This window comes from Mycolicibacterium iranicum, from assembly GCF_002101705.1.
Lineage (GTDB): Bacteria > Actinomycetota > Actinomycetes > Mycobacteriales > Mycobacteriaceae > Mycobacterium > Mycobacterium iranicum.
This window is the reverse complement of the sequence record NZ_LQPC01000028.1, coordinates 226,957-252,776: the sequence shown is the minus strand read 5'-3', so window position 1 is coordinate 252,776 and position 25,820 is coordinate 226,957. Positions and strand designations below refer to the sequence as shown.

Here is a 25,820-nt window from a genome sequence, read left to right as displayed (position 1 = left end):
GATCAGTTGCGCACAGACGTGTCGACCTTCGGCACCTTCACTGACGGGACCATTTGGTTCAGCCAGGGGTTGTCGTTGCGGGGATAGTAGAAGTCGTAGCTGTAGTTGACTCTTGGACCGCCGAATCCCCAGCCATTGTCGTCCGCCTGAGCCGGGCCGGCGGATCCGATCGCCACGACGGACAGCGCCCCGGCCAGAGCTCCCAACGTTGCGAACTTGCTCATCGGTCAACGGTAGCGTCGAGCAGGTGACGGTGTCACGCACGCGCCTCGCCCGGCTACCGGCCGTCGGGATCGTCCTGTGTGCTCTCACGACCGCGTGCGGTGATTCTGCGCCACCACCGGCCGCTACGCCCATCGCCATCGCTCCGACGACGACCTCGCCGGTGCGCACCGTCCCCGACGTGACGCCGATCGGCGACTTCTCCCCCGTCTCGCGCCTCGTCGAAGAAGCGATCGCTGCGCACCGGCTACCGGGGGCCGTGGTCCAGGTCGGGCACGCCGGCACGATCGTTTTCCGCCAGGCCTTTGGCACGCGCAAGCTCGCCGGCGAACCGGGGCTCGACGGTGCACCGTCACCCGCGGAGCCGATGACCGAGGACACCATCTTCGATCTCGCTTCATTGACGAAGAGCCTCGCCACCGCGACCGCGGTCATGCAGCTCCACGAGCAGGGCCGGGTGCTGATCGACGAACCGCTACACACGTACCTGCCCGGCTTCAATACGGCGGGCGATCCGCGCCGTGCGCAGGTGACCATACGCATGTTGCTCACCCATACCTCAGGCATTGCAGGCGATCTCAGCCTCGACGGTCCGTGGGGGTTGGTCAAGGCCGACAAGGCAGAGGGCATTCGACGGGCGCTCGGCGCGTGGGTGGTCTTCGATCCCGGACAGCGATTCCACTACTCCGACATCAACTTCATCCTCCTCGGCGCACTGCTGGAGAAGATCACCGGCGTGCCCGAAGACGTTTATGTGCAACAGAACATCTTTGGGCCACTCGGGATGTCCGACACTCGCTACCTGCCTGCCGCCAAAGCCTGTGGCCCGCATCGGATCCGGGGTACCGCGATAGCCCCGGATCCCGATGGCCCGGCGGTGAACCGCTGCCCGGAGGGCACGTGGAGTACCGAGCTGCTGGGCCGCATCGCACCCACGGCTCTCGACGAAGACACTCCGGGCATCAACCCCGACTTCGGTTATCCGCTCCGCGGCACCGTGCACGACCCGACGGCACGCCGCATGGGCGGGGTGGCCGGCAGCGCCGGGGTGTTCACGACCGTGCACGACGTCGGCCTCTTCGCCCAAGCTCTGCTCGATCGTCTCGCGAACCGCCCCAGCGCTTTTCCGCTGACACGCGCGGGCGTACAGATGATGACGACCCCACAGCAACCGGGACACGACACGCCGACACCGGGGCAGGATCTGCGCGGCTTCGGCTGGGACATCGACACCGCCCACTCGGGACCGCGCGGGGCCATCTTCCCGGTCGGGAGCTTCGGCCACACCGGGTTCACCGGCGTCACGCTATGGATGGATCCGGGGTCGGATACCTACGTCGTCGTGCTCGCGAATGTCATACATCAACGCGGAGGGCCGCCGATCACCACGCTGAGCGGGCAGGTCGCCACTGAAACCGCACGGGCCCTTCATCTGTACGGCAGCTAAGCCGGAACGACGAGGCGCGCGGACAGTTCATGGAGGTAGACCTCGAGGTCGGTGTAGCCCATCGTCGACAGCGTGGCGGCGTTGTGGTTGGCCGACAAGGGATTCAATCCCTTGCTGATCTCCCAAGAGTCCGGCATGCCGTCGCCGTCGGTGTCCGCGGGAGCCGGCGGAGCGCCGCCGGCGTAGGCCGGCAGGTGGGCGTCACCGGCCGGGTTGGTGGCAGGGTCGGCCGGCGAAAGGGTGTCATCGGCTACGGACTGGAGCAGTCGGTTGTCCATGGGGTCACGCGGCCGAGCACCGGCGCGGTCGCGCAGGACCGCCCGCAGCATCTCTGTCGGGGTGTAGGTGATGGTGGGGAATGGATGCCGCGCGGTGAGCTTCTGGGCGCGGTGCGTCGAGTCATCGGGGGTACCGGCTGAGGCGAAGTCGTTGCAGCAGTAGAACAGGTCGTAGTCCGCACGGGATGGGTAGCGGCTCATCCTGTTGCCGCTGACGTAGAGCCTGTTGCCTGCTACACGCAGGATCTGGTCGTCGAACATGCCGTAGGGGAACTGTGCTCCGGTTCGGAAGTAGTTGTTGACGGCGTTGAGGTTCCAGTAGATCGGGTAGGGGTTGCCGCTGGCGTCGATGACAACGTTGGTGTTTGCGCCCAGCGCGATGAAGAAGCGCGGATCCCAGTAGAGGTTGTTCGACAACTCCAGGTTCATGGTGGAGTGTGCCGCGGCCAGCGATTCTCGGCTGCCTTCGGGCAGGCGGCCCTCGATGCGGTTGATGACGTTGTGGTGCAGCGCGATGTTGTCCAGTGCGAACCCGTAGGCCGGATTGGAGTAGTTCATCAGCACGCCGCCGTAGAAGGAGTGCCCGCCCAGGGTCTCGGCGATGATCGAGTTCTGGATGGTGATGTTGTTCGAGTAGGAGATTTCGACGGCTTCGTCGGTGGCGTTGCCGATGGACACATGATCGATGACGGCATTGCGGGTGTAGCGCAGGCGCACCCCGTCATCGCTGGGTCCGCTCAGTCCCGGTCGGATCCTGACGTGCTGCAGGATCCAGTTCTGGGCGAAGTCGGACGGAGCCCGAACCGCCTGGTCCTGATAGGGGCTCTCGTCGGTGACCAAGCCGCGGATGGTGATGCCGCCCGGCGAGGTCTGGCCCGCGATGGTCACGTCACCGTTGGTCAGATGGATCTGGGCGTCGATCAGCCCGCTGACCTTGAACAGGATGTACTTCGTCCCGGGTTGGTCGATCGCCCACTGCAGTGAGCCGGGTCCGGCGGCGTTGGTGTTGGTCACGTAAACCACGCTGCCGCCGCGGCCACCGGTGGCCAGGCTGCCGAACCCCTCGGCGCCGGGGAACGCCGCAAGCGGTCCCGTCGGGGGTGGATCCGGGACGGGTGCGGACCCGATCGCCACGGTGACGGGCAGGGTGGCCGTGCCACCGTGGCCGTCGTCGACGGTGACGACGAACGAGTCAGCACGGTCGGCCGCCGTGGCGCCGGGCGCCTGCGCGTTCTGGCGTGCGGCCGCGGTGGGGGTGTAGACGAACGTTCCGGCGGCTGCCACGCTCACTGCGCCCTTGGCCGTCGTCGTCGACCCCCGGTAGGTCAGTACGTCACCGTCGGCATCGTCGGCGGTCACCATGCCGGTCACCACTCCGGTTGTCGAATGCGGCTGGCCCACAGCGGCTCTCGGACTCGATGGCGCCGAATTGGCGGGCAGGATGGCGAAGGTCAGCGGTATCGCGGTCGCGGCGCCGAAGCGGTCGGCGGCCACCACCGTGGCGGTATCGGCTGTCGTACCGGCCAGACCCGTCGCGGCGGCGTGCCGGGCCACTGGCGTCGGCGTATAGGTGAACCGCCCGTCCCCGCCGATCACCAGCGCGCCTTTGCCGGGCGGACCGGATACCCGGTAGGTGATCCGGTCGCCGTCGGGATCAGCCGCAGCGAGGGTGCCTGCGACGGCTCCGGCCGTCGGTGCGGCCGCGGTGTAGGTGAAGGCGTCGCCGTCGCGGTCCGTCGCGGTGATCCGACCGGTCACCTGCCCGGTGACCGGATCCGGATTTGCCACCGTGGATCGAAGCCTGGTGGGCGCGCTGTTGGCCGGACGGATCGGCACGGTCACCGGTACCGCAACAGTGCCGCCGCGCCTGTCGCTGACCGTGATGTCGAAGGTGTCGGTGACCTGGGCGGGGGTGACGTCGGTGGCCGCGGCGGCATGGCGGGCGGTGGCACTCGGGGTGTAGGTGAACGACCCCCGCGACGTGACGGCCACCGCGCCGGTGGTGGCGGCGCCTTCGTAGGTGAGCTTGTCGCCGTCGGCGTCCCTCGCACTCACCCGGCCGGTGACCCTGCCCGTCGACCACCCCGGTGAGCTCTGCCAGCTCAGTACCGCCGTCGGCTCTGTGTTCGGCTCGGCGGACAGTTCCGCGGAGGCACGCGATTCGGCATCGGGGTCCGCGCGGTGGCGTCGGTCGTCGGCCTCGTCAGTCCCCGGTTTCTCGTCGTCGGTGTCCGATCTGTCCGAATCATCGTCGACGGACTCGTTGGGGTCCTCATCCGAGGAATCCGAGGACCTCGACGCGGTGGAAGTCGACGCGGTGGAAGTCGACACGGTGGAAGTCGACGCAGCGGAGGACGCGGATGAAGCATCTGCCGCACTGTCGTCCGCATGAGCGGACCCCGCACCGGCCAGCGCGGCGGCGCCGAGACCGAATCCGACCGCGCCCGCGCCCAGCCAGCCATAGGGCTGCACCGTGCGTGACCCACCCCGGCGGTGACGGCGCCTCGAAACGACCTCGGTGCAGTGTTGCTGCTGTCGCGAATGCCTGGCGGTGACCATATCGGGATACCCCTCATCCGGTCGGCTCCGCGAAACTCGCAGCAACCAGGCCCTCGGCTCTGAAGTGCAGTAATCCTACTGCGGCAACCGAGTTGACGGGAAGCGAATCGGGGGTCCATCTCGCTCGTTTTCGTGATCACCAGTCATGGTGCCGGTAGTTCGTCGACCACCGCCGCGGCGGCCTCGTCGATGATGGCTCGCATCGCCTCCTCGGCCTGCTTCGCCTCACCCATCCTGATTGCGCGCGCCACCTCGTCATGCAGGGCGATCGCCGCGATCTTGGGCTTCTCCGGCATCATCCCGTGCTGAGTGCGTCCGGTGAGCACCTCGTCGACCACCCCGGCCAGCGCGCGGAACATCTCGTTGCCGCTGGCCTCGAGCAAGGTCTGATGAAAGATCTTGTCCGCCAACAGATACGAGTCGAGATCACCCGATCGGCCGTGCACCACCATGTCCGACACCGCCGACGCCATGATCCGGCATTGATGCGGAGTAGCGCGCTGCGCGGCCAATGCCGCCGCCGCCGGCTCGAACCCGAGTCGCAATTCCGACAGCGAGGTCAGCAGGGCCGTGCGGTCCCCGACATCGAGGCGCCACCGGATCAGCATCGGATCGAAGACGTTCCACTTCGCCGCAGGCTGAACGGTGATTCCGACCCTGCGCCGCGACTCGACCATTCCCATGGATTCGAGCACCCGAATCGCCTCCCGCGCGACGCTGCGCGATACGCGGTGTTCGGCGATCACCCCGTCAAGAGTGATGACCCGTCCGGGCGGGTACTGACCGGACACGATGGCAGTCCCCAGAGCAGTCAGAAGACTGCCGTGGCGGGCGACGCCGGAGGACCGATCGAGCATTGCTGAATGATGCCAGATTGGCGGCCGGTCGTTCGTAAAACAGGCCTTTCTCAATCTGACACTTGCATTAGTATGATCTTTGAGGCACGATCATGTGACGTCAGCCACATCGAATGGGTAAGAGGTCATGCCGTCACCAATCGTCGTCATGGGAGTTTCGGGGTCAGGTAAGTCGACGGTCGGCGCAGCGCTCGCGCAGCGGCTGCGAGTCCCCTTCGCCGACGCGGACGACTTTCACCCTCCGGAGAACATCGCCAAGATGACCGCCGGCCATGCCCTCGACGACGACGACCGATATCCCTGGCTGGAGGCGATCGGAGAGTGGTTGGCGCAGCACCCCGACGGCGGGGTGATGAGCTGCTCAGCCCTCAAACGCGTCTACCGGGACCAGCTCCGACAGCACCGCGCCGACATCGAATTCCTGCATCTGGCGGGCTCCCCGGAGACGATCGGCCGACGACAGGCGAGCCGCCCGGGCCACTTCATGCCCGCGGCCTTGCTGGCGTCCCAATTCGAGACGCTGGAACCTCTGGAGCCCGACGAGCAGGGCGTCGCCATCGACGTGGATCAGAGCATCGATTCGATCGTCGACTCGTACATCGCCACCACAAATACGTAGCCACAACAGTTCACGACACCACGGATAGGGGATCTCATGGAGGCCATTGATCCGGCATACGGCACAACAACTCTGCTGCTCATCGCGGCAGGTGCGGTCGCGCTGCTGCTGTTCCTGATCATCAAGGTCAAGCTGCACGCATTCGTCGCGCTGGTCCTGGTGAGCGCGCTGACCGCGCTGGCCGCCGGCATTCCGGTCGCCGATGTCCCCAGCGCGTTGACGTCCGGCTTCTCGAACACCCTGGGCTCGGTGGCCCTGCTGGTCGGCTTCGGCGTGATGATCGGCAGACTGCTCGAAATCACCGGGGGCGCTCAGGTTCTCGCCGACACACTGATAGGTCGATTCGGGGAAAAGCGAGCCCCGCTCGCCCTCGGCATTGCCGCACTGCTGTTCGGCTTCCCGATCTTCTTCGACGCCGGACTGGTGGTCTTCCTGCCCATCATCATCACGGTCGCGCGACGCTTCGGCGGCTCGGTCCTGCTGTACGCATTCCCGGCGGCCGGCGCCTTTGCCGCCATGCATGCTCTGGTTCCACCGCACCCGGGTCCCGTCGCGGCCTCGGAATTGCTCGGAGCGAACATCGGCCTGACTCTGATCATCGGCGTCCCGGTCGCCGTCGTGTCCTGGTACGTCGGCGCATTCCTGGTGTCTCAGTTCATCGGCCGCAAGGTGCATGTCGATGTCCCCACCGCGCTGTTCGGCGAGATCAACGGCGGACGCGATGCCGATAACGATGGCGCGGCGGCCGGTACGACGACCACCACGACCCGCACCGCGCCCGCCTTCGCCACCGTCCTCGGTGTGCTGCTGCTGCCGTTCGTGCTCATCTCGTGCAACACCGTGATCGACACCCTGATGACCGCCGGTGTGATCGAGGAGGGTGCCACGTGGGCCGGATTCTTGAAGTTGATCGGCACCACGTCGATTGCGTTGCTGATCACCGTGATCGTGGCGACGCTGGTGCTCGGTCTGCGCGGCCGCTCGATGTCCGATGTCACCGACATTTTGGACAACGCACTCGGACCGATCTGCGCGATCATCCTGATCACCGGTGCGGGCGGAATGTTCGGTGGCGTGCTACGGACCAGCGGCATCGGCGACGCCCTCAGTGGCTCGTTGTCGAATCTCGGATTCTCCCTGATACTTCAGGCCTTCCTGATCTCGACGCTGCTGCGGGTCGCGCAGGGTTCGGCGACCGTCGCTCTGACGACGACGGCCGGGCTCCTCAGTGCCTCCGTCGCCGCGGCAGGGCTCAGCAACGTTCAGCTCACGGCACTGGTGATGGCCATCGCCGCCGGCGCGACGGTGCTGTCCCACGTCAACGATTCCGGCTTCTGGCTGGTCAGCCGCTTCTTCGGAATGGATGTCAAGACGACGTTGAAGACCTGGACCGTGATGGAGACCACGCTCGGCTTGAGTGCTTTCGCGCTCAGCCTGGGGTTGTGGGCGATCGGCTGACCACCGGCGTGTCCCGGCCGGAGATCACGCTGGTCACACCAACCACTTTGTTAACATCGCCCGGTGTCGATCTCCCGGCGTGACGCGCTGCGCTACGCCGCCGCGGCGACGGCACTGGCCGGATTCGGTGCGGCATCCGGCATCCGTTCGCCCGCCGCGTCGGCCGCCGCTCCCACGCTGATCGACTTTGCGATGCGCCAAATCCCGGCTCAGGACATCCGCGCCGCCGGCCACGCCGGGGTGATCAATTACGTCTCAACGTCGCGGCCCGGATCGAACTTCGGTGCCAAACCGATCACCCTGCCCTATGCGAAGCAGCTGACCGCCGCGGGCCTGGTGATCGTCAGCAACTACCAGTACGGGAAACCGGGAGGAACGGCGCCGTCTGATTTCACCCGCGGGTACCCCGGCGGTGTGGCCGACGCCCGCACCGCCTGGGCGCTGCACAGCGCCGCCGGCGGCGGCAAGAGCGCGCCGATCTATTTCAGCGTCGACGACGACATCGACCGTGACACGTGGAACCGACTGGCGCTCCCGTGGTTTCGAGGCATCAACTCAGTCATCGGGGTTCAGCGCACCGGGATCTACGCCGGCATCCGACCGTGCACGTGGGCTGCAGCCGACGGCGTGATCGGCAGGTCCGGAACCGCGGGCCGAGTGTGGGCCTGGCAGACGCGGTCATGGTCCAACGGCCAGATCTATCCCGCCGCGGTGCTCTATCAGCGCATCATCGACACCGCATCGAATCCGGGACCGGTGGTCGGGGGCATCCGCGTCGACGTCAACGATGTGCTGGCCCAGGACTGCGGTCAGTGGAACTTCCACCCCTAGGAATAGGGGCCGATAGCGGACTGTTGCCGCCTTCATGAACATCGGCATCATCGGAGCGGGACACATCGGCGGCACGCTGACGCGGCGGCTTCGCGAACTCGGACATGACGTGAGAGTGGCGAATTCGCGAGCCCCCGAGACGCTCGCAGACCTGGCCGACGAGACCGGGGCCACCGCGGTGTGGGCCAAGGACGCCGCAGCCGACGCCGATCTCGTCATCGTGAGCATTCCGCAGAAGAACGTGCCCGACCTCGCCGACGGAATCGTCGACGCGCGCAGGCCGGGCGCCCCGGTGATCGAGACCAACAACTACTACCCACAGCAGCGCGACGGTGAGATCGCCGGCATCGAGGACGGTCAGGTCGAGAGCGCATGGGTCGCCGAGCAGATCGGCGCGCCCGTCTACAAGGTTTTCAACGGCATCTTCTGGAAGCACCTACTCGAGCGCGGGACGCCAGGCGGGACGCCGGACCGCATCGCACTCCCCATCGCCGGCGAAGACGGAGCCGGGCGCGAACTCGTCCACGGCATCGTGGACGCATTGGGATTCGACCCGGTCAACGCAGGCCCGATCGCGGAGTCGTGGCGTCAGCAGCCCGGAACACCGGTGTACGGCAAGGATTTCGACGCGGAGCGGACTCGTGAGGCGCTCGCGAAGGCGACACCCGAGCGAACCTCGGAGTGGAGCGCGCGCACGGCCTAGCGGCGCGGCGTCACCGTGATGTGCACGTGGTCGTAGTGCCCGTAGCCCGAGGCCTGCGGACCGGCAGGCGTGTAGTAGGTGCCGCGCCAGATCACGTCCTGGAGCCCGAACCTGCCCGCGTTGCTCATCGCGAAGGCCAGGATCTGATCTCCCAGCGCGATGCCCTCTGGGCTGTCGGGATTCGGGATCATGATGTCGATCGCGAGACCGCTGGGATGCCACGGCTTGGAGTCCGGCCGGACTCCGTCGATATCGGAGATCTGCGGGAACTGCCGGCTGACGGCGCGCGCGGCCAGGACGGCGTTGGGCTGCAGCCCGGCTTCGTATGCGACACCGACGGGCAGCGCCTCGGGATTGTCCGGTAGGACCACCGGCGGCGGTGCGACGTCGCCGGGCGGCACCATGGGCAGCGCAGCCGGTGGTGGCGGTGCGCTGTCGACGATGGCCTGCTGTTGCGGCGTCAGCGCCGCGTACTGCGCCTCGGCGGCGGCGATCTGCCGTAACAATTCGTTGAGCTTGGCCTGCAGCTCGGCGCGCACGGCTTCGGCCGACTCGACCGCGGCACCGGCCGCGGCAGCGGACTTCTCGGATGCCTGGGCGGCGACCGCAGCACGATCCCGAGCCGAGTGATACGCCTTCATCTGATCGGCCATGCGAGCGCCGACGGTGCGCTGCATCGACAGTTGATCGATCAGCTGCTGCGGGGACGAGGCGGTCAACAGCCCCGCGAACTCTACGTCACGCCCGCTCGTGTAGTCCATCGCCGCGATCCGGTCCACGGCGGCCTGATAAGGCTCGAGTTGGGCTTTGGCGATTTCGAGGGCCGCCAGATCGGCGCGGTGACGTTCGGCAGCGGCCGTCTGTTCGGACAGCTTGGCCTCGGCCTCGCGCTGGGCTGCGGTCACCGCCTCGCGGCTCTGCACGGCTTGCTGGGACAGTTCGTTGAGTTGGGCCAACGCGTCGGCGGCCGGATCCGCGTTGACCATCCCCCCGGGTACACCCAGGACCAGCATCGCGGTCACCGAAGCGCAGACCGTTCGCCGAAATGTGTGGCGCACCCGGGTCACGCGGACAGTCACAATCCTTCGATTGAGGACCTCAGGGCCCTGCTGGTGATGACTCGCAAAGGCTACGAACTGACGACGGCGATGTCCACTCGTCCGCGATACGAGCCGGGCCACCTCGGTTGATGCCGATTAACCTGGGTATTAGGTAGGGGCCGGCCAGACCGACCCCGCTTCACGATCGTCTTGGAGGAACCCATGCCTCGGCAGTTGCCCACTTGTGCGATGACGGCGACAGCGCTCGTGTCCGTCGCGCTCCTCGTGAACGGCTGCGAGGCGCAGGTCCATGGTTCGCCGCCGGCCACCGAGCACGTCCCGCAGGCACCCGCGGTCGCCCCGCAGGCGCCGCCTGCGCAGCCCACGGCGCCGCTTCCCGGGCTCGATGCCCGCGTCAAACAGGCCTCCGCCGATGCGGCTGCCTCCGGCGCCGAGATCGACACGGCGGTGCTCGACCGCACCACTGGGCAGGTCGCCTCCAGCGGCGCCAACTCGTCCTTCCCCATCGCATCGGTGGTGAAGCTGTTTATCGCCGACGACCTGCTGCTGCAGGAGTCGGAAGGCAAGACGACGCTGTCCACGGACGACCGCGCGGCTCTCGACAGGATGTTGCGGTCGTCCGATGACAGTGCGGCTCAGACGTTTTGGGACCGCAGCGGCGGAAGCGCGATCATCGCCAGGATCAAGGCGCGGTATGGATTGGCAGGTACGGCCGCGCCCTGGAACGGGCATTGGGACGTGACCACAAGTACCGCGAATGATCTCGTCCGTTACTACGACATGTTGTTGGACGGCACCGGTGGCCTGCCACCGAACAAAGCCGACATCATCCTCGGCGACCTCGCGCAGTCCACGCCGACAGGTCTCGACGGGTACCCGCAGCGGTTCGGCATACCGGACGGTCTCTACGCCGAACCGGTTGCGGTCAAGCAGGGCTGGTTCTGTTGCTGGAACGGCGGCAACCAACTGCACGTGTCGACCGGCGTGATCGGTCCCGATCGGCGCTATGTGATGGCCATCGGATCGCTGGATCCGACCGGTGAGGCCGCCGCACGCGAGAACATCACCAACGCCGTCAAGACGATCTTCCCGGGCGGAAAGGTCTGAGCCGCCCCGAGTTGCTCCAAAGGATTTGCTGACGGCATCGTCGCATGGCGACGGTGACGGCGACCGCGGACGTATCATCGCAGGACCGGAGTCCGAAGCAGAGGGGAAGCGGTGCCACGTCGGTTGAGTGCAGCCTTTCGCGCGCCGCTCGCCGAACGCAACCATCAACCTTTCGTCAGCGGCGCCGACCCGGTGCTGCACCGATTGATCGGAGACGCCGCCGAGGTTCCGATCTTGAAAGCGCTGTTGCGAATCTCGGATGCTGTGCTGAGCTCGGATTACTTCGACGAGGTCCTCGAGGTGATCGCCGAGCAGGCGCTGATCGCGCTCGGCGCGGCGTCGGTGTCGATCAGTCGGTGGGAACGCGAGGGCAACATCCTGCGCACCCTCGTCAACGTCGGTGACCTCGCAGCTCACGAGGAGCGCTGGCCCACCGACGAGTGCTACGAGGTCGGGGTGGACACCGACGTCACCGACCTGCTGATCGGCGGCAGGGCCTACGTGCACTGCATCGAGGACGAGCGTTGCCCTCCGGAGTCGCGCCAGTTGCTCACCGACCTCGGCAAGGAGTGCGAGCTCGGCGTTCCGATCGTCCACGGCGATGTGATGTGGGGCGAGATCTGGGCCAGCTCCTCCGGTGGCCATCGCTTCGACCACGGAGACGCCCAGCTGCTGCAGGCCATCGCCACCTACACCGCCGTGGCCATCGCGCGTTCGGAGTTGTTGAACACGGTGTCGGCGTACGCGTTCGAGGATGCGCTGACCGGTATCGCCAACCGGCGCGCCGTCGACCGATGGTTCGAGCAGCAGGACTGGGCAACCTCATCGGTGGTTGCTCTGATGTGTGATCTGGACGGCTTCAAACAGATCAACGACCGTGACGGTCATCCGGCTGGGGATCAGCTGCTGCGCCACTTCGCCGGTGTGCTCACCTCGACGGTCGCCGCCGTCGATGGTGCGATGGTCGCCCGGTTGGGCGGCGATGAGTTCTGCGTTCTGCTTGCCGATGCCACGCTGGCAGATGCGCAGGGATTCGCGAACAGTGCGACGCGCCGGTTCCGCGAGACGATGAACACCCCGGTGACGATCTCGTGGGGGGCGGCCAGGTCGGACGCGGAACGGCGCTCCGGCGGCGAACTCCTCGACGCCGCCGACGCGGCGCTGATCGAGGCCAAGCGCCACGGGCCCGCCCACTACAGCGCGGTGAGCCCGACCGAAGTCGTCCCGGGTGCGGCCCAGCGCCTCCACCGGCAGGGGGCGCACCGATCGGAGCTGGAAGCCCTGTGCCGGTCCGTGGTCGACATCACGCGCGCCCACCCGGGCCTGTCGGCGCTGGAGGCGCTGGAGGTGCTGGCGGTGCAGATGCAACAGCTGGTCGGCACCTGCGCCTACGCGTTGTCCGTCGTGAACGAGGACGGCACCGAGCTCGTCACCCTGCGCAAGGTGGACATCGTGCGTGACCCCGGGTCCGGACTGGCCATCCTGACCGATCTCAACATCGACGGCTGCGCCCTCGCGGACTATCCGGAGACCGCGAGAGCACTCGCCGATGCGTCCACTTTCGTTGCCGCACAGGGCCTTCCGGGTTCTGATCCCGCTGAGGTGGCGCTGCTGGAGCAGCTCGGCTACGACGCCGTCCTGGCCGTCGGTGTGCACGGAAACCATGACCGGTATCTGGCGGAGTTCTACTTCAGCTCGGACCACCAGGATCTCGTGGCGTTCGCCCCGGTCATCCAGGTCTTGACGTGCTTCTGCGTTCACGGTCGGCGAGGTGACTCGGGGCTGAACGCGTCCGCCGGCTGAATGCCCCCCAACACGATGTATTGATCATCGACAAATCGGGGAACAGAGGGTTCTGGGTTCGGCTGCACTGTCCGTTTACACGGACGATTCGACTGGCAGCCGCCCCAGGCAGGGCCCCCGATGCGGATGTTGAGAACAAGCATCCCCCGCTCCCAGGGTTCATCGGGGGCCCTGACCTACCTACGCTAACCCCGCCCACCGACAGGTCGCGTCGGTTCGCCGTCTCAGCGGTTAGCCTGCACGGATGCCATCGACGCCCCTCCCCGTGGTTCTGGCCACGCTGGCGCTGCGGCGCAAGCTCAAGCAGTTCGCCGACCGCCTGGTGCCGCCCCAGATAGCGCTACTCGATCTGGGTGAGGGCGTTGGTGCCGTGCAGGTCGCCGCCACCATCGCTGAACTGGGGATCGCCGACGTCCTCGCCGACGGCCCGATGACGGCGCAACAGATCGCCGCCCGTGTCGACAGCGATCCGGACACCACTCATCGGCTGCTGCGAGGAGCCGTGGCCTGCGGTCTCTGTTCCATGGACCGCCGCAGCGGGGCGGTGACATTGACGCGCACGGGCGCCGTGCTGCGCACCGATCACCCCGCCTCGCTTCGTGCGTGGATGCGGTACAAGGGCATGCGGTCGACCGTCGACGCCTGGAGTGGGCTCGCCGACAGCGTCCGCAGCGGCAACAGTTCGTTCGCCGCCGTGCACGGAATGTCGGTGTGGGATTGGTATGCCGCTCATCCCGGCGAGGGCCAGATCTTCGCGGCGACGATGCGACAGGCCACCGAGATCAGCGCCCGCGCGATCGCTCGCGCCTACCCCTGGCCGGACGGGGCCGTGGTGTGCGATGTCGCCGGTGGCATCGGCACGCTGTTGTCGGTGGTCGTGACGACGGCCCGCGTTCGGGGAGTTCTCGTCGACAGTCCGGCCATGCTCGCCGAGGCTGCGCGTTTGCTTCGCGAGCGCGGTGTCGCCGACCGCGTCGAGACAGTGGAGGGGGATATCCTCGGCTCCCTCGATGTGGAAGCCGATGTGTATCTGCTCAAGGATGTCCTTCACGACTGGGACGACGAGCGCTGTGTGGCCGTGCTCGGAGCTGTGGCGAAGGCCATGCCCCGGGGAAGCAAGCTGGTGGTCATCGAATACCTCCAGCCCCGCAATTGCCCCAATCCGTATTCGCCGCTGCTCGACCTCCACACGCTGACCCAGCGCGACGGAGGACGGCTGCGCTCGGAGAACGAACTGGCCGCTCTGTTCACCAGAGTGGGTCTGCGGCCCACCGGTCGCCGATTCTCGGTCGTCCCCCACGATCTCGTCGAGGCTGAGAAGGTCTGACGGGTCTTCGGCGACGATTCGGGCAGGGTGTGAATGGGTACTACCCACCGCGTGTCAAGCATGCGCACGCTGGTCCGGTCGACGTTCGTCCTGGCGGCGTTGGTGGTCAGCTCTGTGCTGGGATCAACGCCTGCTTCGGCCGCCGACCTCGACGACTTCCTGTGGGAAAGCCGACCATTGCTCGTGTTCGCGCCGACGTCGAGTGACCCGCGCCTTGTCGAGACGCTGAACCGGATCGAGGCCACCCGATGCGACTTCGTCGGGCGTGAGATGGTGGCGGGCGTAATCCTGGCCGACGGTTCCGGCACCTTTGATGGGCGACCGATGGAAACCGGTGAGCCGCAGCGACTCGCGGATGCGTACGGCGTGGGCCGCGACGGATTCACGGTGGTGCTGATCGGCAAAGACGGTGGCGAGAAGTTTCGCGTCGACGACGTACCGGACCTGCAGACGTTCTACGCCGTTGTCGACGGAATGCCGATGCGAGCCCGCGAGGCGCAATCAGATTCGAGCCAGTGCTGATGCCGAGGATCCGTATGGGGCTGGCGTTCGCCTGCTCAGCGCTGATAGCGGTGTCGTGCGGGAGCATAGGGCAGCCGGCTGACGCCGACATGACGACGAGCCCGCCGAGCACCACCGCGGGCGCCTCGGACCTCCTTCTCGTCGACCTCCGCAACGCCGACGAGGTGGCACGTTGGACCACGATCAACGATCCTGTGATGGGCGGCAAATCCACCTCCAGGATCAGGTTCGCCAAGGGCGGCCTCGTATTCTCCGGCACCATCTCGCTGGAGAACAATGGCGGGTTTGCCTCAGCGCGGGGACCTCAAAATCCCGAGATCGGCCGCAGGGCAACGGGTGCCGACGCCCTGCGGGTAAGCGCATCGGGCGACGGGAAGACCTACCTGTTGAAGGTGGGCGAGGCCGGGCAGTCGTGGTCCTACATACAGCGGTTCGCCACCGAGCCTGGTGTGGGGCGCAGTTACGACTTGCCTGTGTCCGGGTTCGAACCGGTCGGCCAGCGTCTCGATCCCGAACCGAATGCCCCGGCGACGCTGGACCCGTCGACCATCAACCAGGTTTCGCTCTACATTCTCGACAAGCAGCAGGGCTCGTTCGAGATCACCGTGAGCGCAATCGACGCCGTCTTCTGAGGCACCTAACTCACCTCACCCCGTGATCGGTGTAACGGCCGCCCATCACCATGTCACTGAGTGGCTGCAGCTGCGCCACCGCGTCGGCATCCAGGTCGATCGACAGGGAGGCCACGTTCTGGTCGAGACGCGCCGCGTGGCGGGTCCCCGGAATCGGCACCACAGTGACGTTCAACCGCGGCGCCTGGGCGTACACCCAGGCCAGCGCGACCTGCGCGGGCAATACGCCAAGCCGGTCGGCGACGGTGCGGACGGTGGCGGCGATGGCCTGGTTTCGCTCACCCGCCTCCCCGATGAAGCGAGGGTTGCGAGCCCGAAAGTCGTTGGCGTCCAATGTCTCGGTCTGCACCGCGCCTGTCAGGAAGCCCCGTCCCAGAGGGGCGTACGGCACCAGCCCGACCCCGAGTTCGGCCATCACGGGTGCCAGCTGCTCGACATCTCGGGTCCACAGCGAGTACTCGCTCTGCACGGCGGCAATCGGATGCACTCCGTGCGCACGCCGCAGTAGGTCGGCAGTCACCTCGCTGAGCCCGAGATAGCGCACCTTGCCTGCCGTCACCAGCTCGGCCATCGCACCGACGGTTTCCTCGATTTCGGCGTTCTGCGGCGGTCGGTGCAAGTAGTAGAGGTCGATGTGATCGATGCCCAGTCGCAGCAGGGAGGCATCGCAAGACCGCCTCACGTACGGCGGATCGCCGCGGTAGATCCGCATATCGTCGCCGCTGCTGCGGTCGATGCCGAACTTCGTCGCGATCTGGACATCGTCACGGCGACCGGCGATCCCGCGGCCGAGCAGAACCTCGTTGTGCCCTGCGCCGTACTGGTCTGCGGTGTCGAAGAACGTCACCCCGCTGTCGATGGCGTGGCGGATCGTGTCGATGCTGGTATCCCAGTCCGTGGCGCCGTAGTACTCGCTCATGCCCATACAGCCAAGACCCTGGGCTGACACATCGAGACCACCGAGTGTGTTTCGGTTCATGACTGAAAAGGCTAGCCACGCCAGAAGCGCTCAACCTGGGTGTACTGCACCCTGGTTGCGGGCTTTGATAGCGTTCGCACACTTGGGCCGGAGGGAGTTTGCATGCGTACCGCCGTGCACGTATGCCGCCGCGACGACGATTGCCTTCCGGCGTGACGGAGCAGCCTGATATCGCGCCGCCCGGTTGGGTGTCCGCGGCACTTCAGACCTACCTGCGGGTGTACCACCGGCATGAGGTTCGCATCGACTCTGCGGTGCCCGACAGGCCCGTGCTCTTCGTGTGCAACCACGGTTTCGGTGGAGTCATCGATCTCAATGTCGGGGCATTCGTGGCAGCGCGGCAAGCCGCGGGCGTCACGCGGCCCACCACCGCGATGGTGCATCAGATCGCATGGACCCTCGGCGTCGGTTCGGTGGTCGAACGTTTCGGCGGCACCCCGGGCAGCCGGGAGGCAGCGGACGAGGCTTTTGACGCCGGCCACCATGTTCTCGTCTTTCCGGGTGGCGACGTCGATGCCGGAAAGTCGTGGCGGGACCGGAACACGATCAAGTTTCACGGCTCGGGATTCGCGCGTCTGGCACAGGAGCACCACGTTCCGATCGTGCCGGTGGTGACAGCAGGGGCAGGTGAATCGCTGCTGGTGCTCAGCGACGGCCAGGCCGCCGCTCGAGCGCTTCGCTTACCGAAGTTGTTGCGCGTCAAAGCTCTTCCGCTCAGCGTGTCGATCCCCTGGGGCGTGAACTTCGGCGTGGTCGGCCTGCTGCCCTACATTCCACTGCCCACCAAGCTCGTCACCGCGGTGATGCCGGCGATAGTGCCCGATGCGACTGAGTCCCCCGAAGATCTCGCCGACCGTGTTCGTCGTGCGATGCAGGACCGCCTCGACGCCCTGACCGCGGGGCGCACACCTGTTCTCGGGTGAGCGACTCACTCTCAGCTGTCCGACAACACCGCAGACACCGCAGTTTTCAGCGTGTTCGCCTCGAAACCGATTCGGGCGCAGGCGCCGGGAAGCGCGCGCTCGAAAGCCAGCCCGTTGACCACGGTGAGCAGGAAGCGCGCGGGCGCCTCGAGGTCGCCGGCGCCGAGTACCCCCTCCTCCTGTAGGGCGAACAGCCAGCGCTGCACACGATCGACCGCCAGGCGCTCCAGCGCCAAGAACACGTGGGTCGAATCTTCGGGCGGCGGGGAAGCGACGTAGGCGTTGTGGAGCGCCGTCCAATGCCGGCGCGCTTCCTCGCCCGCGCCCACCGCCGCGAGAAGCATGTGCAGGCACGCCTGGAGGCGTTCGGCGGGACCTCGTGAGGTATCGGCCATCGGATCTTCGGGGAGGTCGAGCGTCTGCATCCCGGCTACCACCGTGTCGATCAATGCCTGTTGAGTCGGGAAGAAGTGCCGAAGTGATCCGGTGCTGACCCCGGCGCGCGCCGCCACCGCGCGAACACTGAGCCTGGCAGTCGGATCCTCGCCCAGCATTGTCGCCGCGGCGATGAGGATCTTGCTCCGGGTGTCCAACTCCTGCGATGCAGTCATGCCCGACTCACCTCCCCCAGACTTTCTATCACAGTGTGCTAGCGTCGGCACGAACCCCGACTATCACAGTGTGCTAGTCCTCTCATTGCGATCTCCGAACCAGAAAGTGCATCCATGACCGTGATCGACCGACCGTGGCTGCTGCGCGACGAACCGCGCAGTTCGGCCGAAGAAACCCGCGCGGGCGCCGAGTATCACCGCGCCTTCGCGGGCTCCCGTCGCGGCGTGTGGCGTGGAATCCTGACGATCGCCCTGCTCTTCAGCGGGTTCGTCGGCTTCGGCATTCTGTTCACCGAGCTCTCCGTCGTAATCGACAGGCATGTCCTCGGCCGCACAGAGGAATTCACCCCGCTACGCCATATCGCCGGCTCGCTGTCGCTGGCCGCGCTGATCCCGTACTGCATGCTGCTGCAGCGCCTGATCTATGGAGTGCCCGCCGGGTCGCTGTCCTCTGTAGCCGGACGCTTCCGATTCGGCGTGTTGGGCAAGACGCTGCTGCTGTTCGGACCGCCGGTCCTGATCGCCAACGCAGCCGTCGCCCTGCAGGACAGCGCGACGACCGACTGGACGACCGTGGATCTCGTCGCCCTGTTTCTGAGCGGCCTCCTCGTGACGCCGCTCGCGGCCGCGGGTGAGGAGTACGGCTTTCGCGGACTGATGTTCCGAGTGGTCGGCTCATGGGCTCGCAACACCCATGTCGGACTGATCTGCGGGATCGTCACTACCACCGTGGTCTTTTCGCTGATGCACGGGACACTGGATCCCTATCTGCTGACGTCCTACCTCGTCCTTTTCGGCACGATGGCGGTTCTCACCTGGCGCACGGGCGGGCTAGAGATGGCTGTTGTCCTCCATAGCGTCTACAACCTGAACATCCTGCTTGCGACGACCCTGCACATCGACCTGGGAGCAGAGCTGAACAACCGTTCACAGGCGGTCGGCTCACCGGCGAATCTCATCCCCGGCGGAGTTCTGCTCCTCATCACCGCGGGTGTCTGGTGGATGACGCGAGCAAGTGGACCCCCGCGTACTGCGCCCTAGTCGCGCTAAGCCGGGATGAGCCGGACCGGGAGGTGCTCGAGGCGGTGAATGATGTTGTTGACGGCCCATTTCGGCTCTGCGGCGATCTCGATGCGGTCGACGCGCTCGATGAGAGCCTGCAGCATGGCGGTGGTTTCCATTCGCGCGAGGCCCTGGCCGGCGCAGGCGTGCGCGCCACTGCCGAACCCGACGTGGCGTCCCGCACTTTTGCGGATGTCGAAGATGTCGGGAGCGTCCCATTCACGTTCGTCGCGGTTGGCAGAGGCATACATCACCAGCACGCGCGCACCAGCGGGAAGCTGTACATCACCGATAGTGCTCTCGTGCAGCAGCTTTCGAGTGAAGGAACGTAGCGGTGACTCAAACCGCACGACCTCGTTGACGGCGTTGGGCAGCAACGAGGGATCTTCTCTGAGCAGCTGCCACTGTTCGGGATGGCGGGCGAACAGAAGCAGGGCACTCGAGATGGCGCTGATGGTCGTATCGAGCGACGGGGCGATGTAGTCGATGAGCAGGGGCGGCACCTCCTCGACGGCCAGGGTGCCGTCGTCGACGGCGGTGAGCAGTTCCTCCGCCATGCTTCCCGGCAGCACGTTGCGGTCACGCACCAGCCGTCGAGCGAAGCGCAGCATGTGCAGACTGCGGGGGGCCGCTGTGAGCGCACGCCAGTTCGCCGGACCGAGAATATCGAATGTCGCTGCAGCCCAGTGGAGTAAGTGGTGACGCTCATCGCGAGGCCACCCCACGAGATCCGGGACGACGGCCATCGGAAGGGCAGTGGCCAGGTCGGACACCGCGTCGACAGTTCCCCCGCGTACGGCTTCGTCGACGAGACTGCGAGCCTGTGCGCCGACATCGTCGCCCACCGTGCGCAAGGCTCGCGGCATCAGCCGGTGCGCGACCAGCTTGCGCCGCCGCTCATGGTCGGCGCCGTCGCTGCTGAGGGTGGTGCCGCGCGACAGCCGGTTGGCGATCGGATTGGCGGCTACCCCGTGGCCGGACACGAACCGGCCGTCGTCCCGCAGCGTCTCCTTGCACTCGGCGTAGCGGGGCAGGGCGTAGAGGCGGTGCCGGGGCAACCACACCACCGGCCCCAGTTCGCGCAGTGCCCGGTAGTGCGGGTGTGGTTTGAGGAGCGCTGCGCGCGTGTAGATGTCGCGACGGTACACCGGTAGCGCCGTGAGATGACGGAGCACGTGGTCAATCCTTCACGGGCTGGGCCGCGCTCGTTGGCGCGGTCGAGTGATCGAGCGTGTACACGGGAAGGGCCCGGCACACCGCGCTGACGTCACGGCCCGCGGCCAGCACGGTTCGGTCGGGCCTGACCACCGCCGCGGCAACACGATGGCGGTCGAGCCAGCGGCCCAGTTCCGACCCCGCCCCGGCGAGGACCGGTCGTGCCCCACGGACCGTGACCATCTGCCGCTGGGATGGGGTTAGGGGGACGCTGGTGATCAGGCCGAATCCGTAGCCCAGTTCGTCATCGAGGCGAGTGTTGGCCTCCAGCAGAGCATTCGGGCACAGCGCTCCGGCGACGCCACGAGTACGCAGGGTACGTCGGACAAGTGACGAGGACCGAAGCGACGGAGTCTGCGAATCGGTGAGCTTGGCTCTCAGCCCCGGTACCACGTGTAGCCGCGTCAGCACGAGAGCCCGTGCGAGCGCACCGATGCGACCACCGGAGGTCATCGCGCGCCCGATGTTGCGCGCCATGAGAATCATGTGGCGGGCGTGCGGGCGACGCTCAGCCTGGTAACTGTCCAGGGCCCCCGGCGGCAGATCGCCCCGGTGCACACCGGCGACCTTCCAGGCCAGGTTCATCGCGTCGCGCAGACCGGCGCCCATCCCCTGCCCGATGAACGGTGGTGTGAGATGGGCGGCGTCACCGAGCAGGAAGATGTTGCCACGCTGCCATTGGTCGGCCAGCTGAGCGCGAAAGGTGTACTCGGCGACACGGATCACTTGCAGTTCGGCGTCGACGACATTCCGAGTCCAGGGAGCGATCAGCGGTCGCAGGGCGGGCAGGGTGGCGTAGTCGTCGGCCGACTCCCGCTCGAGGAGCCGGAACTCCCAGCGGTAGCGGGTCGGGCCGATCCGCATGTAGGTGCCTGCCCTGTGATCATCGCAGAGCTGATGCACACCCTCCCACTGGCGCAGGTCGGCCTCGGTCTCGATGTCGATCACCAGCCATCGCTGATCGAACTTCAGGCTGCGCATGGACGCCCCGATCGCCGCGCGCACCATGCTGTTGGCGCCGTCGCAACCCAGCACGTAGTCCGCGGTGATCACCGACTCCTGGTCACCGCAGCGGTCGCGAACCCGCAGGCGCAGCGGTCGTGTACCCGACGGCGGGGTCACCCCGAGCACCTCGGTGTCGCCGCGCAGGCGCGCGTGCGGGTATCGGGTCATGTTGGCGCGCAAAAGTTCTTCCAGTTCCGGCTGATCGAACATGCTGGCCGCCGGAAAGCCGTTGCGTGTCAGCCGCGTATCGCGGTCGAACTGCGATAGCACCGTCATGGCGCGGTCGACGAGCCGCAGCCCGCGAGCGGGGCGGGAGATGACGGCGAACTCGTGGGCAACGCCGAGTCGGGCCAGGATGCGATATACCTCGTCGTCGAGGTGGACGGCGCGCGGCTGCGGATACACCCCGTGCCACCGGTCGAGCACAAGGGTATCCACGCCGTACTGGGCAAGCAGAGTCGCGGCCGTGATCCCGGTGGGCCCGCCACCGACGACGACAACCGAGACGTGTTCGGCCGGTGCGTCGTTCGCTGCGGTGGTCATTGCTGGTGAATCTCGACGTTCACCGCGAACGACTTCACGATCCGTTCCACGGCCGTGCGGTCGGCCGCGGGCTCCAGCGTGAGAACCACCAGGGGCGTACCGGTACTGACGCGACCGGCGATGCGCAGCACCCCGGGCTCGCCGGCGAGGGCGTCGGTCAGTGCGTGTTCGGCGGCCGTCGCGCGCAACGGCACCTTGTAGGGCTTGCCCACGTCGGTCACGGGGATGGCGTCGACGACGGTGACCGTCTTGGGCATCGCGGCGCGTTCACTGATCCGCTCGCCGACGAAGGCGGTGAGCTCGTCGCCGGTCACGGTGGCGCCGGGTCGCACGGCGACGAACGCGACGGGAACCTCGCCCGAATGGGCATCGGGCCGTGCCACTGCCGCCGCCGCGGTGACGTCGGGATGGGCGAGCAGCGCGTCCTCGATCAGCGCGGGGTCGATGTTGTGCCCCCCGCGGATGATGAGATCTTTGGCCCGCCCGGCGAGGTAGAGGAAACCCTCATGGTCGACGCTGGCCAAATCGCCGGTGTCGAGCCAGCCGTCGCGCAGTGCGCCGCGGCCGTCGAGCTCATAGCCGTCGTCGGAACGCGCGATGACGTAGCCGGGGAAGACGGTCGGTCCACTGATGGTCAGCGTCCCAACCTGACCAGCGGGCAGCTCCCGCCAGGTGCCGTCGGCGCCGACCTCGACTGCCCTGGCGCGTTGGTAGGGCATGCGCTGTCCGACCGACCCCGCGCGCGGGTGATCTACGAAGCTGCGGGCGCTGGCGCAGGTGGCCTCGGTGAGCCCGTACCCCTCGACCAGGCTCACTCCCGTCGCGTCCAGGAAATCCTGGCGCACGGTGTCCGGCAGCGCCGAGGCACCCGACACCGCAGAAGTCAGGCTGGAGATGTCGGCGTCGACGGAAATCTGGGCGAGGACCGCGTAGACGGTCGGCACGGCACTCATCGCCGCGAGTCGGTAGTGCTCCACGATGCGCCAGAAGTTCTGATACAAGCCCATGTCGCGGTATCCCAGCGGCCCGGCCCACACCACCGGCTGGCCGCGAAGCAGCGGTGCCAACAGGGTGACGATCAAGGCGTTGACGTGGAACAGCGGCAGCGCGGCGAACACCACGGCATCCTCGTCGAGGTCGGCGCTGAGGGCGACCATCCATGCATCGGCCACTTCGTTGCCGTGGGTGTGCGCGGCCAGCTTCGGCATACCGGTGGTGCCGCCGGTGTGGAAAAGCGCTGCCAAATCGGCGGATTCGGCGTGGTCGTCGTCGAGTGGCTGGGCGTCGTACTCTGCTAGCAGTGCCGAGAGATAGACCACGATGACTCCGGGCAGGTCTGGCGGTGGCGGCGGGGGGCCTTCGGCCAGCGTGGGCCGCAGCAAGACCACGCTGTCGATCAACCCCGCTTCGGCGAGGGCGGCGGCGCGTTGCACCCCGGCGGGGTCGAGTTCGGGTGCGGCGGTGATCAAGATCCGGGCACCCGAGAGCCGCGCCAGCTCGGCGATGTGCTCGCCGGACAGCGACCCGTTGATCGGTACCGCGATGCCTGCGGCCTCGGCAGCCAGGGTGGCGGAGATCAGCTCGTCGCAGTTCGGGCTGATCAGCAGCGCCGCTTTGCGCCGATCAAGGCCCAAGTGGCGGAGTGCTTTTGCCGCGCGTGTCACATCGGCGGCGACTTCACCGAACGTTCGGCGCGCGCTGCGCGCATAGTCGGTTCCGTCGGGCAGCACGGTGATTGCGATACGGTCGGGCCACAATCTGGCGGCTCGTAGGACGACGTCGTAGGTACATGCCGGCAGGCCGCGGCGATCGAGCGGGATCTCCTCGATGGCGGTGATGTCCTCCGGCGATTGGGCATTGGGCCACAACAGGTCTGCGCTCATGCGTGCCGTACCGCCCATCGCTGGGTGCCCAGATCCAGGGCGCCGTCGTCGGTGGCGATGGAGGCCTCGACGATGTCGCCGTGCTGCAGGTACTTCGTATTGTTGGCTTGCCGGGAGAAGAACGCCTTCCACTTGACGGCGGGGGGCAGTAGGTTGCCGATCATCTCAATCGGTTTGGGCGGGGCGGTCAGTGCGGTGCCTGCAGGTGTTCCGGTGAGGATGAGATCCCCGGCGGCCAGATCCTGGAACCGGGTGAGGGACTGCAGTGCCTGCAGGGGTCGATAGAGCATGTCACCCTCGACGACTGCGTTCTGGCGTTCCTCACCGCTGACGCTCAGTTGCAGCCGCAGATCGCTGAAGCGCGCCAGCTCTGCCGCATCGAGAAGCACCAGCGCCGGACCCACCGGGGTGAACGTCGGGTACGACTTTGCTTCGTAGAACTGGGTTTGCGGCAGCTGAATGTCGCGCGCAGATACGTCGTTGGTGATCGTCAGGCCCGCGATGTAGTCCGCGAGGTTGGCATCGGTGATGGTGGTGCCCGCCGGCACGTCGCGGCCGATCACGAGCCCGATCTCGATCTCGTAGTCGAGCAGGTTCACGTGCGAGGGCCGAACGACCTCGTCGAAGGGGCCGCTGATCGACGCGGAGGATTTCCGAAAGAACGTCAGTGGCACCGTCTTCGGGTCCATCCCCGAGTCCCGCACGTGAGATTCGAAATTCGTCATCTGGGCGATCACCCGGCACGGGGTGGTGACCGGTGACAGCAGGCTCAGCTCGTCGATGGAGACAGAACCCTCCGAAGCGGCGGCGGCCTCGATGGCCGCGCGGTCGGCGAGGAGTTCGCCGGTTGTGGCGGCGGTGGTGGAGATCTTGGCGGCACCGGTGCTTGTCTGCACCCACCAGCCATCGGTCGTGCGGAGAACGGAAATGGTCATTGGGTCGCAACTTTCAGTAGGCCGATGAGACGGTCGAGGTCGAATTCGTTGTCACTGCGAAGAGCGCTGAGCATCGAGGTCACTTGGTGTCGTGCTGCGCGGGGGCTCGCGTCGAGGAAATCCTTGGTGGCCGGTGGCCCCCACTGCGCCAGACCCGATGCGGTGAACGGGGCCCAGCCGGGTTCGAGCGTGCTGTCGAACATGTCGCCGTCGGCGAAGTGTTCGACCAGGAAGCCATCCGGGTCGCGCCAGTAGTCGAAGAGCTGGCTGCCCTGGATGTGGCGTCCGATTCCCCAGGAACGGAAATAGCCTCGCTCGCGCAGGTATTCACCACCGGCGGCCAGCGCGTCGAGATCGCTGACCTCATAGGCCGAGTGGACGTAGCGGTTCGCCGGCCCGAGCGCGAGTGCGAGGGTGTGATGGTCGGCAGGGGTGGTGCCGCGATCACACCGGATGAAGCTCATGGCGGGTCCGCGGACCCGCTGTCCGGGGAAGAACAGGAAATCGCTGACGATCATGCCGAACGTGTCCAGATACCAGTTCAGCGTGTGCAGATAGGTGGTGGACTGCAGCACGACATGGCCCAGACGCTGCACACGCGCGGGTACCCGCGGTGGGCGCACCGTGGCGTTGAGCCGCGCATCGTTGATTCCGGTATTGCGCACCTGTGGTGTCTGTTCCGGATGGGCGGGCAGGGTGTGCATGCCGGCGACGACTTTGACTGCCATGCCGCTGGGGTCGGTCAACTGCACCGCCACTCCCCCCATCGATTCGGGGAGCGGATGCAACGCGGCGCCTGTCTTGTCGGCCAGGCGCACGAGGTCGACCTCGTCGGCGGCACGCAGCGCGAGCCCGGCGAAGCGGGTGTGCCGACCGCGCCGGACGATCACGCAGGGCGACCCCGCTTTCGTCCCGCGCAGGTGAAGCTCCTCGGGGTGACGTAGAGCGATGCCGAACCCGAAGGCGCGGGCGAATGCCTCGGCGCGGACGAGGTCGGGTTTGTCGAACTCCAGCCACGCGATGTCTTCGACCCGAATGATCGGGTCCCGCGATCGCCCGGGGTGTTCGCCGGCCAACGCGCCGCGTTCGCTGTGCAGATTGCGATGCCCGTCGGATACGGATGTCACTGCCTGTGCCACCGCTCGGCCTCCTCTCAGACTTTCTGATGAAATCGTCACATACGACGCGATCGTCAGTCAACCAGTTCTGACGAAATCCTCAACTCTGAACCGGCCTGG

The 25,820-nt window shown here is 66.8% G+C and carries 23 protein-coding genes; 12 read left to right on the top strand and 11 right to left on the bottom strand.

Annotation, left to right across the window (positions count from 1 at the left end; genetic code table 11):
- Positions 1-2: 2 nt before the first annotated feature.
- Positions 3-224 carry a hypothetical protein gene (locus AWC12_RS11985; protein WP_024446451.1) on the bottom strand — a complete coding sequence of 74 codons (222 nt, stop codon included), beginning with the start codon at positions 222-224 and terminating at the stop codon, positions 3-5.
- 23 nt (positions 225-247) lie between these two features.
- Between AWC12_RS11985 and AWC12_RS11980 the strand changes: the two genes are divergently transcribed.
- A complete protein-coding gene (locus tag AWC12_RS11980) occupies positions 248-1,669 on the top strand; it encodes a serine hydrolase domain-containing protein (protein WP_085174494.1) in 1,422 nt (473 codons plus the stop codon).
- On the opposite strand, the gene AWC12_RS11975 is transcribed toward AWC12_RS11980, so the two are convergent.
- Positions 1,666-4,278: an Ig-like domain-containing protein gene (locus tag AWC12_RS11975; protein WP_165762802.1), complete on the bottom strand. Its 2,613-nt coding sequence runs from the start codon at positions 4,276-4,278 to the stop codon at positions 1,666-1,668. The genes AWC12_RS11980 and AWC12_RS11975 overlap by 4 nt on opposite strands.
- A 371-nt stretch (positions 4,279-4,649) precedes the next feature.
- Positions 4,650-5,363, bottom strand: coding sequence for a FadR/GntR family transcriptional regulator (locus AWC12_RS11970; protein WP_085174490.1), 714 nt, complete (start codon positions 5,361-5,363; stop codon positions 4,650-4,652).
- Positions 5,364-5,490: 127 nt separating this feature from the next.
- Between AWC12_RS11970 and AWC12_RS11965 the strand changes: the two genes are divergently transcribed.
- The 4 genes from AWC12_RS11965 to AWC12_RS11950 all read left to right on the top strand — a co-directional run bounded on the left by AWC12_RS11965 (position 5,491) and on the right by AWC12_RS11950 (position 8,974).
- Positions 5,491-5,982, top strand: a complete 492-nt coding sequence (locus AWC12_RS11965) for a gluconokinase (RefSeq protein WP_024446455.1) — start codon at positions 5,491-5,493, stop codon at positions 5,980-5,982.
- 36 nt (positions 5,983-6,018) lie between these two features.
- Positions 6,019-7,440, top strand: a complete 1,422-nt coding sequence (locus AWC12_RS11960) for a GntP family permease (RefSeq protein WP_085174487.1) — start codon at positions 6,019-6,021, stop codon at positions 7,438-7,440.
- Positions 7,441-7,503: 63 nt separating this feature from the next.
- The gene (locus AWC12_RS11955) at positions 7,504-8,271 is read left to right on the top strand and encodes a DUF1906 domain-containing protein (protein WP_024446457.1); all 768 of its coding nucleotides are present in this window, start codon (positions 7,504-7,506) and stop codon (positions 8,269-8,271) included.
- 34 nt (positions 8,272-8,305) lie between these two features.
- A complete protein-coding gene (locus tag AWC12_RS11950) occupies positions 8,306-8,974 on the top strand; it encodes an NADPH-dependent F420 reductase (protein ID WP_085174486.1) in 669 nt (222 codons plus the stop codon).
- On the opposite strand, the gene AWC12_RS11945 is transcribed toward AWC12_RS11950, so the two are convergent.
- Positions 8,971-10,041 (bottom strand): coiled-coil domain-containing protein, encoded by a 1,071-nt coding sequence (locus AWC12_RS11945; protein ID WP_085174484.1) that lies wholly within the window; start codon positions 10,039-10,041, stop codon positions 8,971-8,973. The two genes, AWC12_RS11950 and AWC12_RS11945, sit on opposite strands and share 4 nt — an antisense overlap.
- 195 nt (positions 10,042-10,236) lie before the next feature.
- Here AWC12_RS11945 and AWC12_RS11940 point away from each other — a divergent pair, with 195 nt between their 5' ends.
- The 5 genes from AWC12_RS11940 to AWC12_RS11920 all read left to right on the top strand — a co-directional run bounded on the left by AWC12_RS11940 (position 10,237) and on the right by AWC12_RS11920 (position 15,426).
- Complete coding sequence (locus AWC12_RS11940; RefSeq protein WP_085174482.1) at positions 10,237-11,142, top strand: serine hydrolase; 906 nt, start codon at positions 10,237-10,239, stop codon at positions 11,140-11,142.
- Between the two features lie 111 nt (positions 11,143-11,253).
- Positions 11,254-12,945 carry a GGDEF domain-containing protein gene (locus AWC12_RS11935; protein ID WP_272937885.1) on the top strand — a complete coding sequence of 564 codons (1,692 nt, stop codon included), beginning with the start codon at positions 11,254-11,256 and terminating at the stop codon, positions 12,943-12,945.
- Between the two features lie 244 nt (positions 12,946-13,189).
- The gene (locus tag AWC12_RS11930) at positions 13,190-14,272 is read left to right on the top strand and encodes a methyltransferase (RefSeq protein ID WP_085174480.1); all 1,083 of its coding nucleotides are present in this window, start codon (positions 13,190-13,192) and stop codon (positions 14,270-14,272) included.
- 60 nt (positions 14,273-14,332) lie between these two features.
- Entirely contained in the window at positions 14,333-14,794 is a 462-nt protein-coding gene (locus tag AWC12_RS11925; RefSeq protein ID WP_234813980.1) for a DUF4174 domain-containing protein, read from the top strand.
- Complete coding sequence (locus AWC12_RS11920) at positions 14,794-15,426, top strand: CIA30 family protein (protein WP_085174625.1); 633 nt, start codon at positions 14,794-14,796, stop codon at positions 15,424-15,426. Before AWC12_RS11925 ends, AWC12_RS11920 begins: the two co-directional genes overlap by 1 nt.
- A gap of 10 nt (positions 15,427-15,436) precedes the next feature.
- Here the strand turns inward: AWC12_RS11920 and AWC12_RS11915 are convergent, their stop codons facing one another.
- The gene (locus tag AWC12_RS11915; protein ID WP_085174478.1) at positions 15,437-16,405 is read right to left on the bottom strand and encodes an aldo/keto reductase; all 969 of its coding nucleotides are present in this window, start codon (positions 16,403-16,405) and stop codon (positions 15,437-15,439) included.
- Between the two features lie 152 nt (positions 16,406-16,557).
- Here AWC12_RS11915 and AWC12_RS11910 point away from each other — a divergent pair, with 152 nt between their 5' ends.
- A complete protein-coding gene (locus AWC12_RS11910; RefSeq protein ID WP_234813979.1) occupies positions 16,558-17,328 on the top strand; it encodes a lysophospholipid acyltransferase family protein in 771 nt (256 codons plus the stop codon).
- A gap of 11 nt (positions 17,329-17,339) precedes the next feature.
- On the opposite strand, the gene AWC12_RS11905 is transcribed toward AWC12_RS11910, so the two are convergent.
- Entirely contained in the window at positions 17,340-17,939 is a 600-nt protein-coding gene (locus AWC12_RS11905; protein WP_110808620.1) for a TetR/AcrR family transcriptional regulator, read from the bottom strand.
- A 114-nt stretch (positions 17,940-18,053) separates the two neighbouring features.
- On the opposite strand from AWC12_RS11905, the gene AWC12_RS11900 reads away from it, so the two are divergent.
- Positions 18,054-18,980, top strand: a complete 927-nt coding sequence (locus AWC12_RS11900) for a CPBP family intramembrane glutamic endopeptidase (RefSeq protein WP_085174474.1) — start codon at positions 18,054-18,056, stop codon at positions 18,978-18,980.
- A gap of 5 nt (positions 18,981-18,985) precedes the next feature.
- On the opposite strand, the gene AWC12_RS11895 is transcribed toward AWC12_RS11900, so the two are convergent.
- The 5 genes from AWC12_RS11895 to AWC12_RS11875 are packed head-to-tail and all read right to left on the bottom strand — an operon-like array spanning position 18,986 to position 25,721.
- Positions 18,986-20,176, bottom strand: a complete 1,191-nt coding sequence (locus tag AWC12_RS11895) for a cytochrome P450 (protein WP_024446468.1) — start codon at positions 20,174-20,176, stop codon at positions 18,986-18,988.
- Positions 20,177-20,180: 4 nt separating this feature from the next.
- Complete coding sequence (gene mhpA / locus AWC12_RS11890; RefSeq protein ID WP_085174472.1) at positions 20,181-21,764, bottom strand: bifunctional 3-(3-hydroxy-phenyl)propionate/3-hydroxycinnamic acid hydroxylase MhpA; 1,584 nt, start codon at positions 21,762-21,764, stop codon at positions 20,181-20,183.
- Entirely contained in the window at positions 21,761-23,647 is a 1,887-nt protein-coding gene (locus AWC12_RS11885; RefSeq protein ID WP_085174621.1) for an acyl-CoA synthetase, read from the bottom strand. The genes mhpA and AWC12_RS11885 overlap by 4 nt, the downstream gene beginning before the upstream one ends.
- Positions 23,644-24,582 (bottom strand): fumarylacetoacetate hydrolase family protein, encoded by a 939-nt coding sequence (locus AWC12_RS11880; RefSeq protein ID WP_024446471.1) that lies wholly within the window; start codon positions 24,580-24,582, stop codon positions 23,644-23,646. The genes AWC12_RS11885 and AWC12_RS11880 overlap by 4 nt, the downstream gene beginning before the upstream one ends.
- Entirely contained in the window at positions 24,579-25,721 is a 1,143-nt protein-coding gene (locus tag AWC12_RS11875; RefSeq protein WP_024446472.1) for a VOC family protein, read from the bottom strand. The genes AWC12_RS11880 and AWC12_RS11875 overlap by 4 nt, the downstream gene beginning before the upstream one ends.
- Positions 25,722-25,820: the final 99 nt, after the last annotated feature.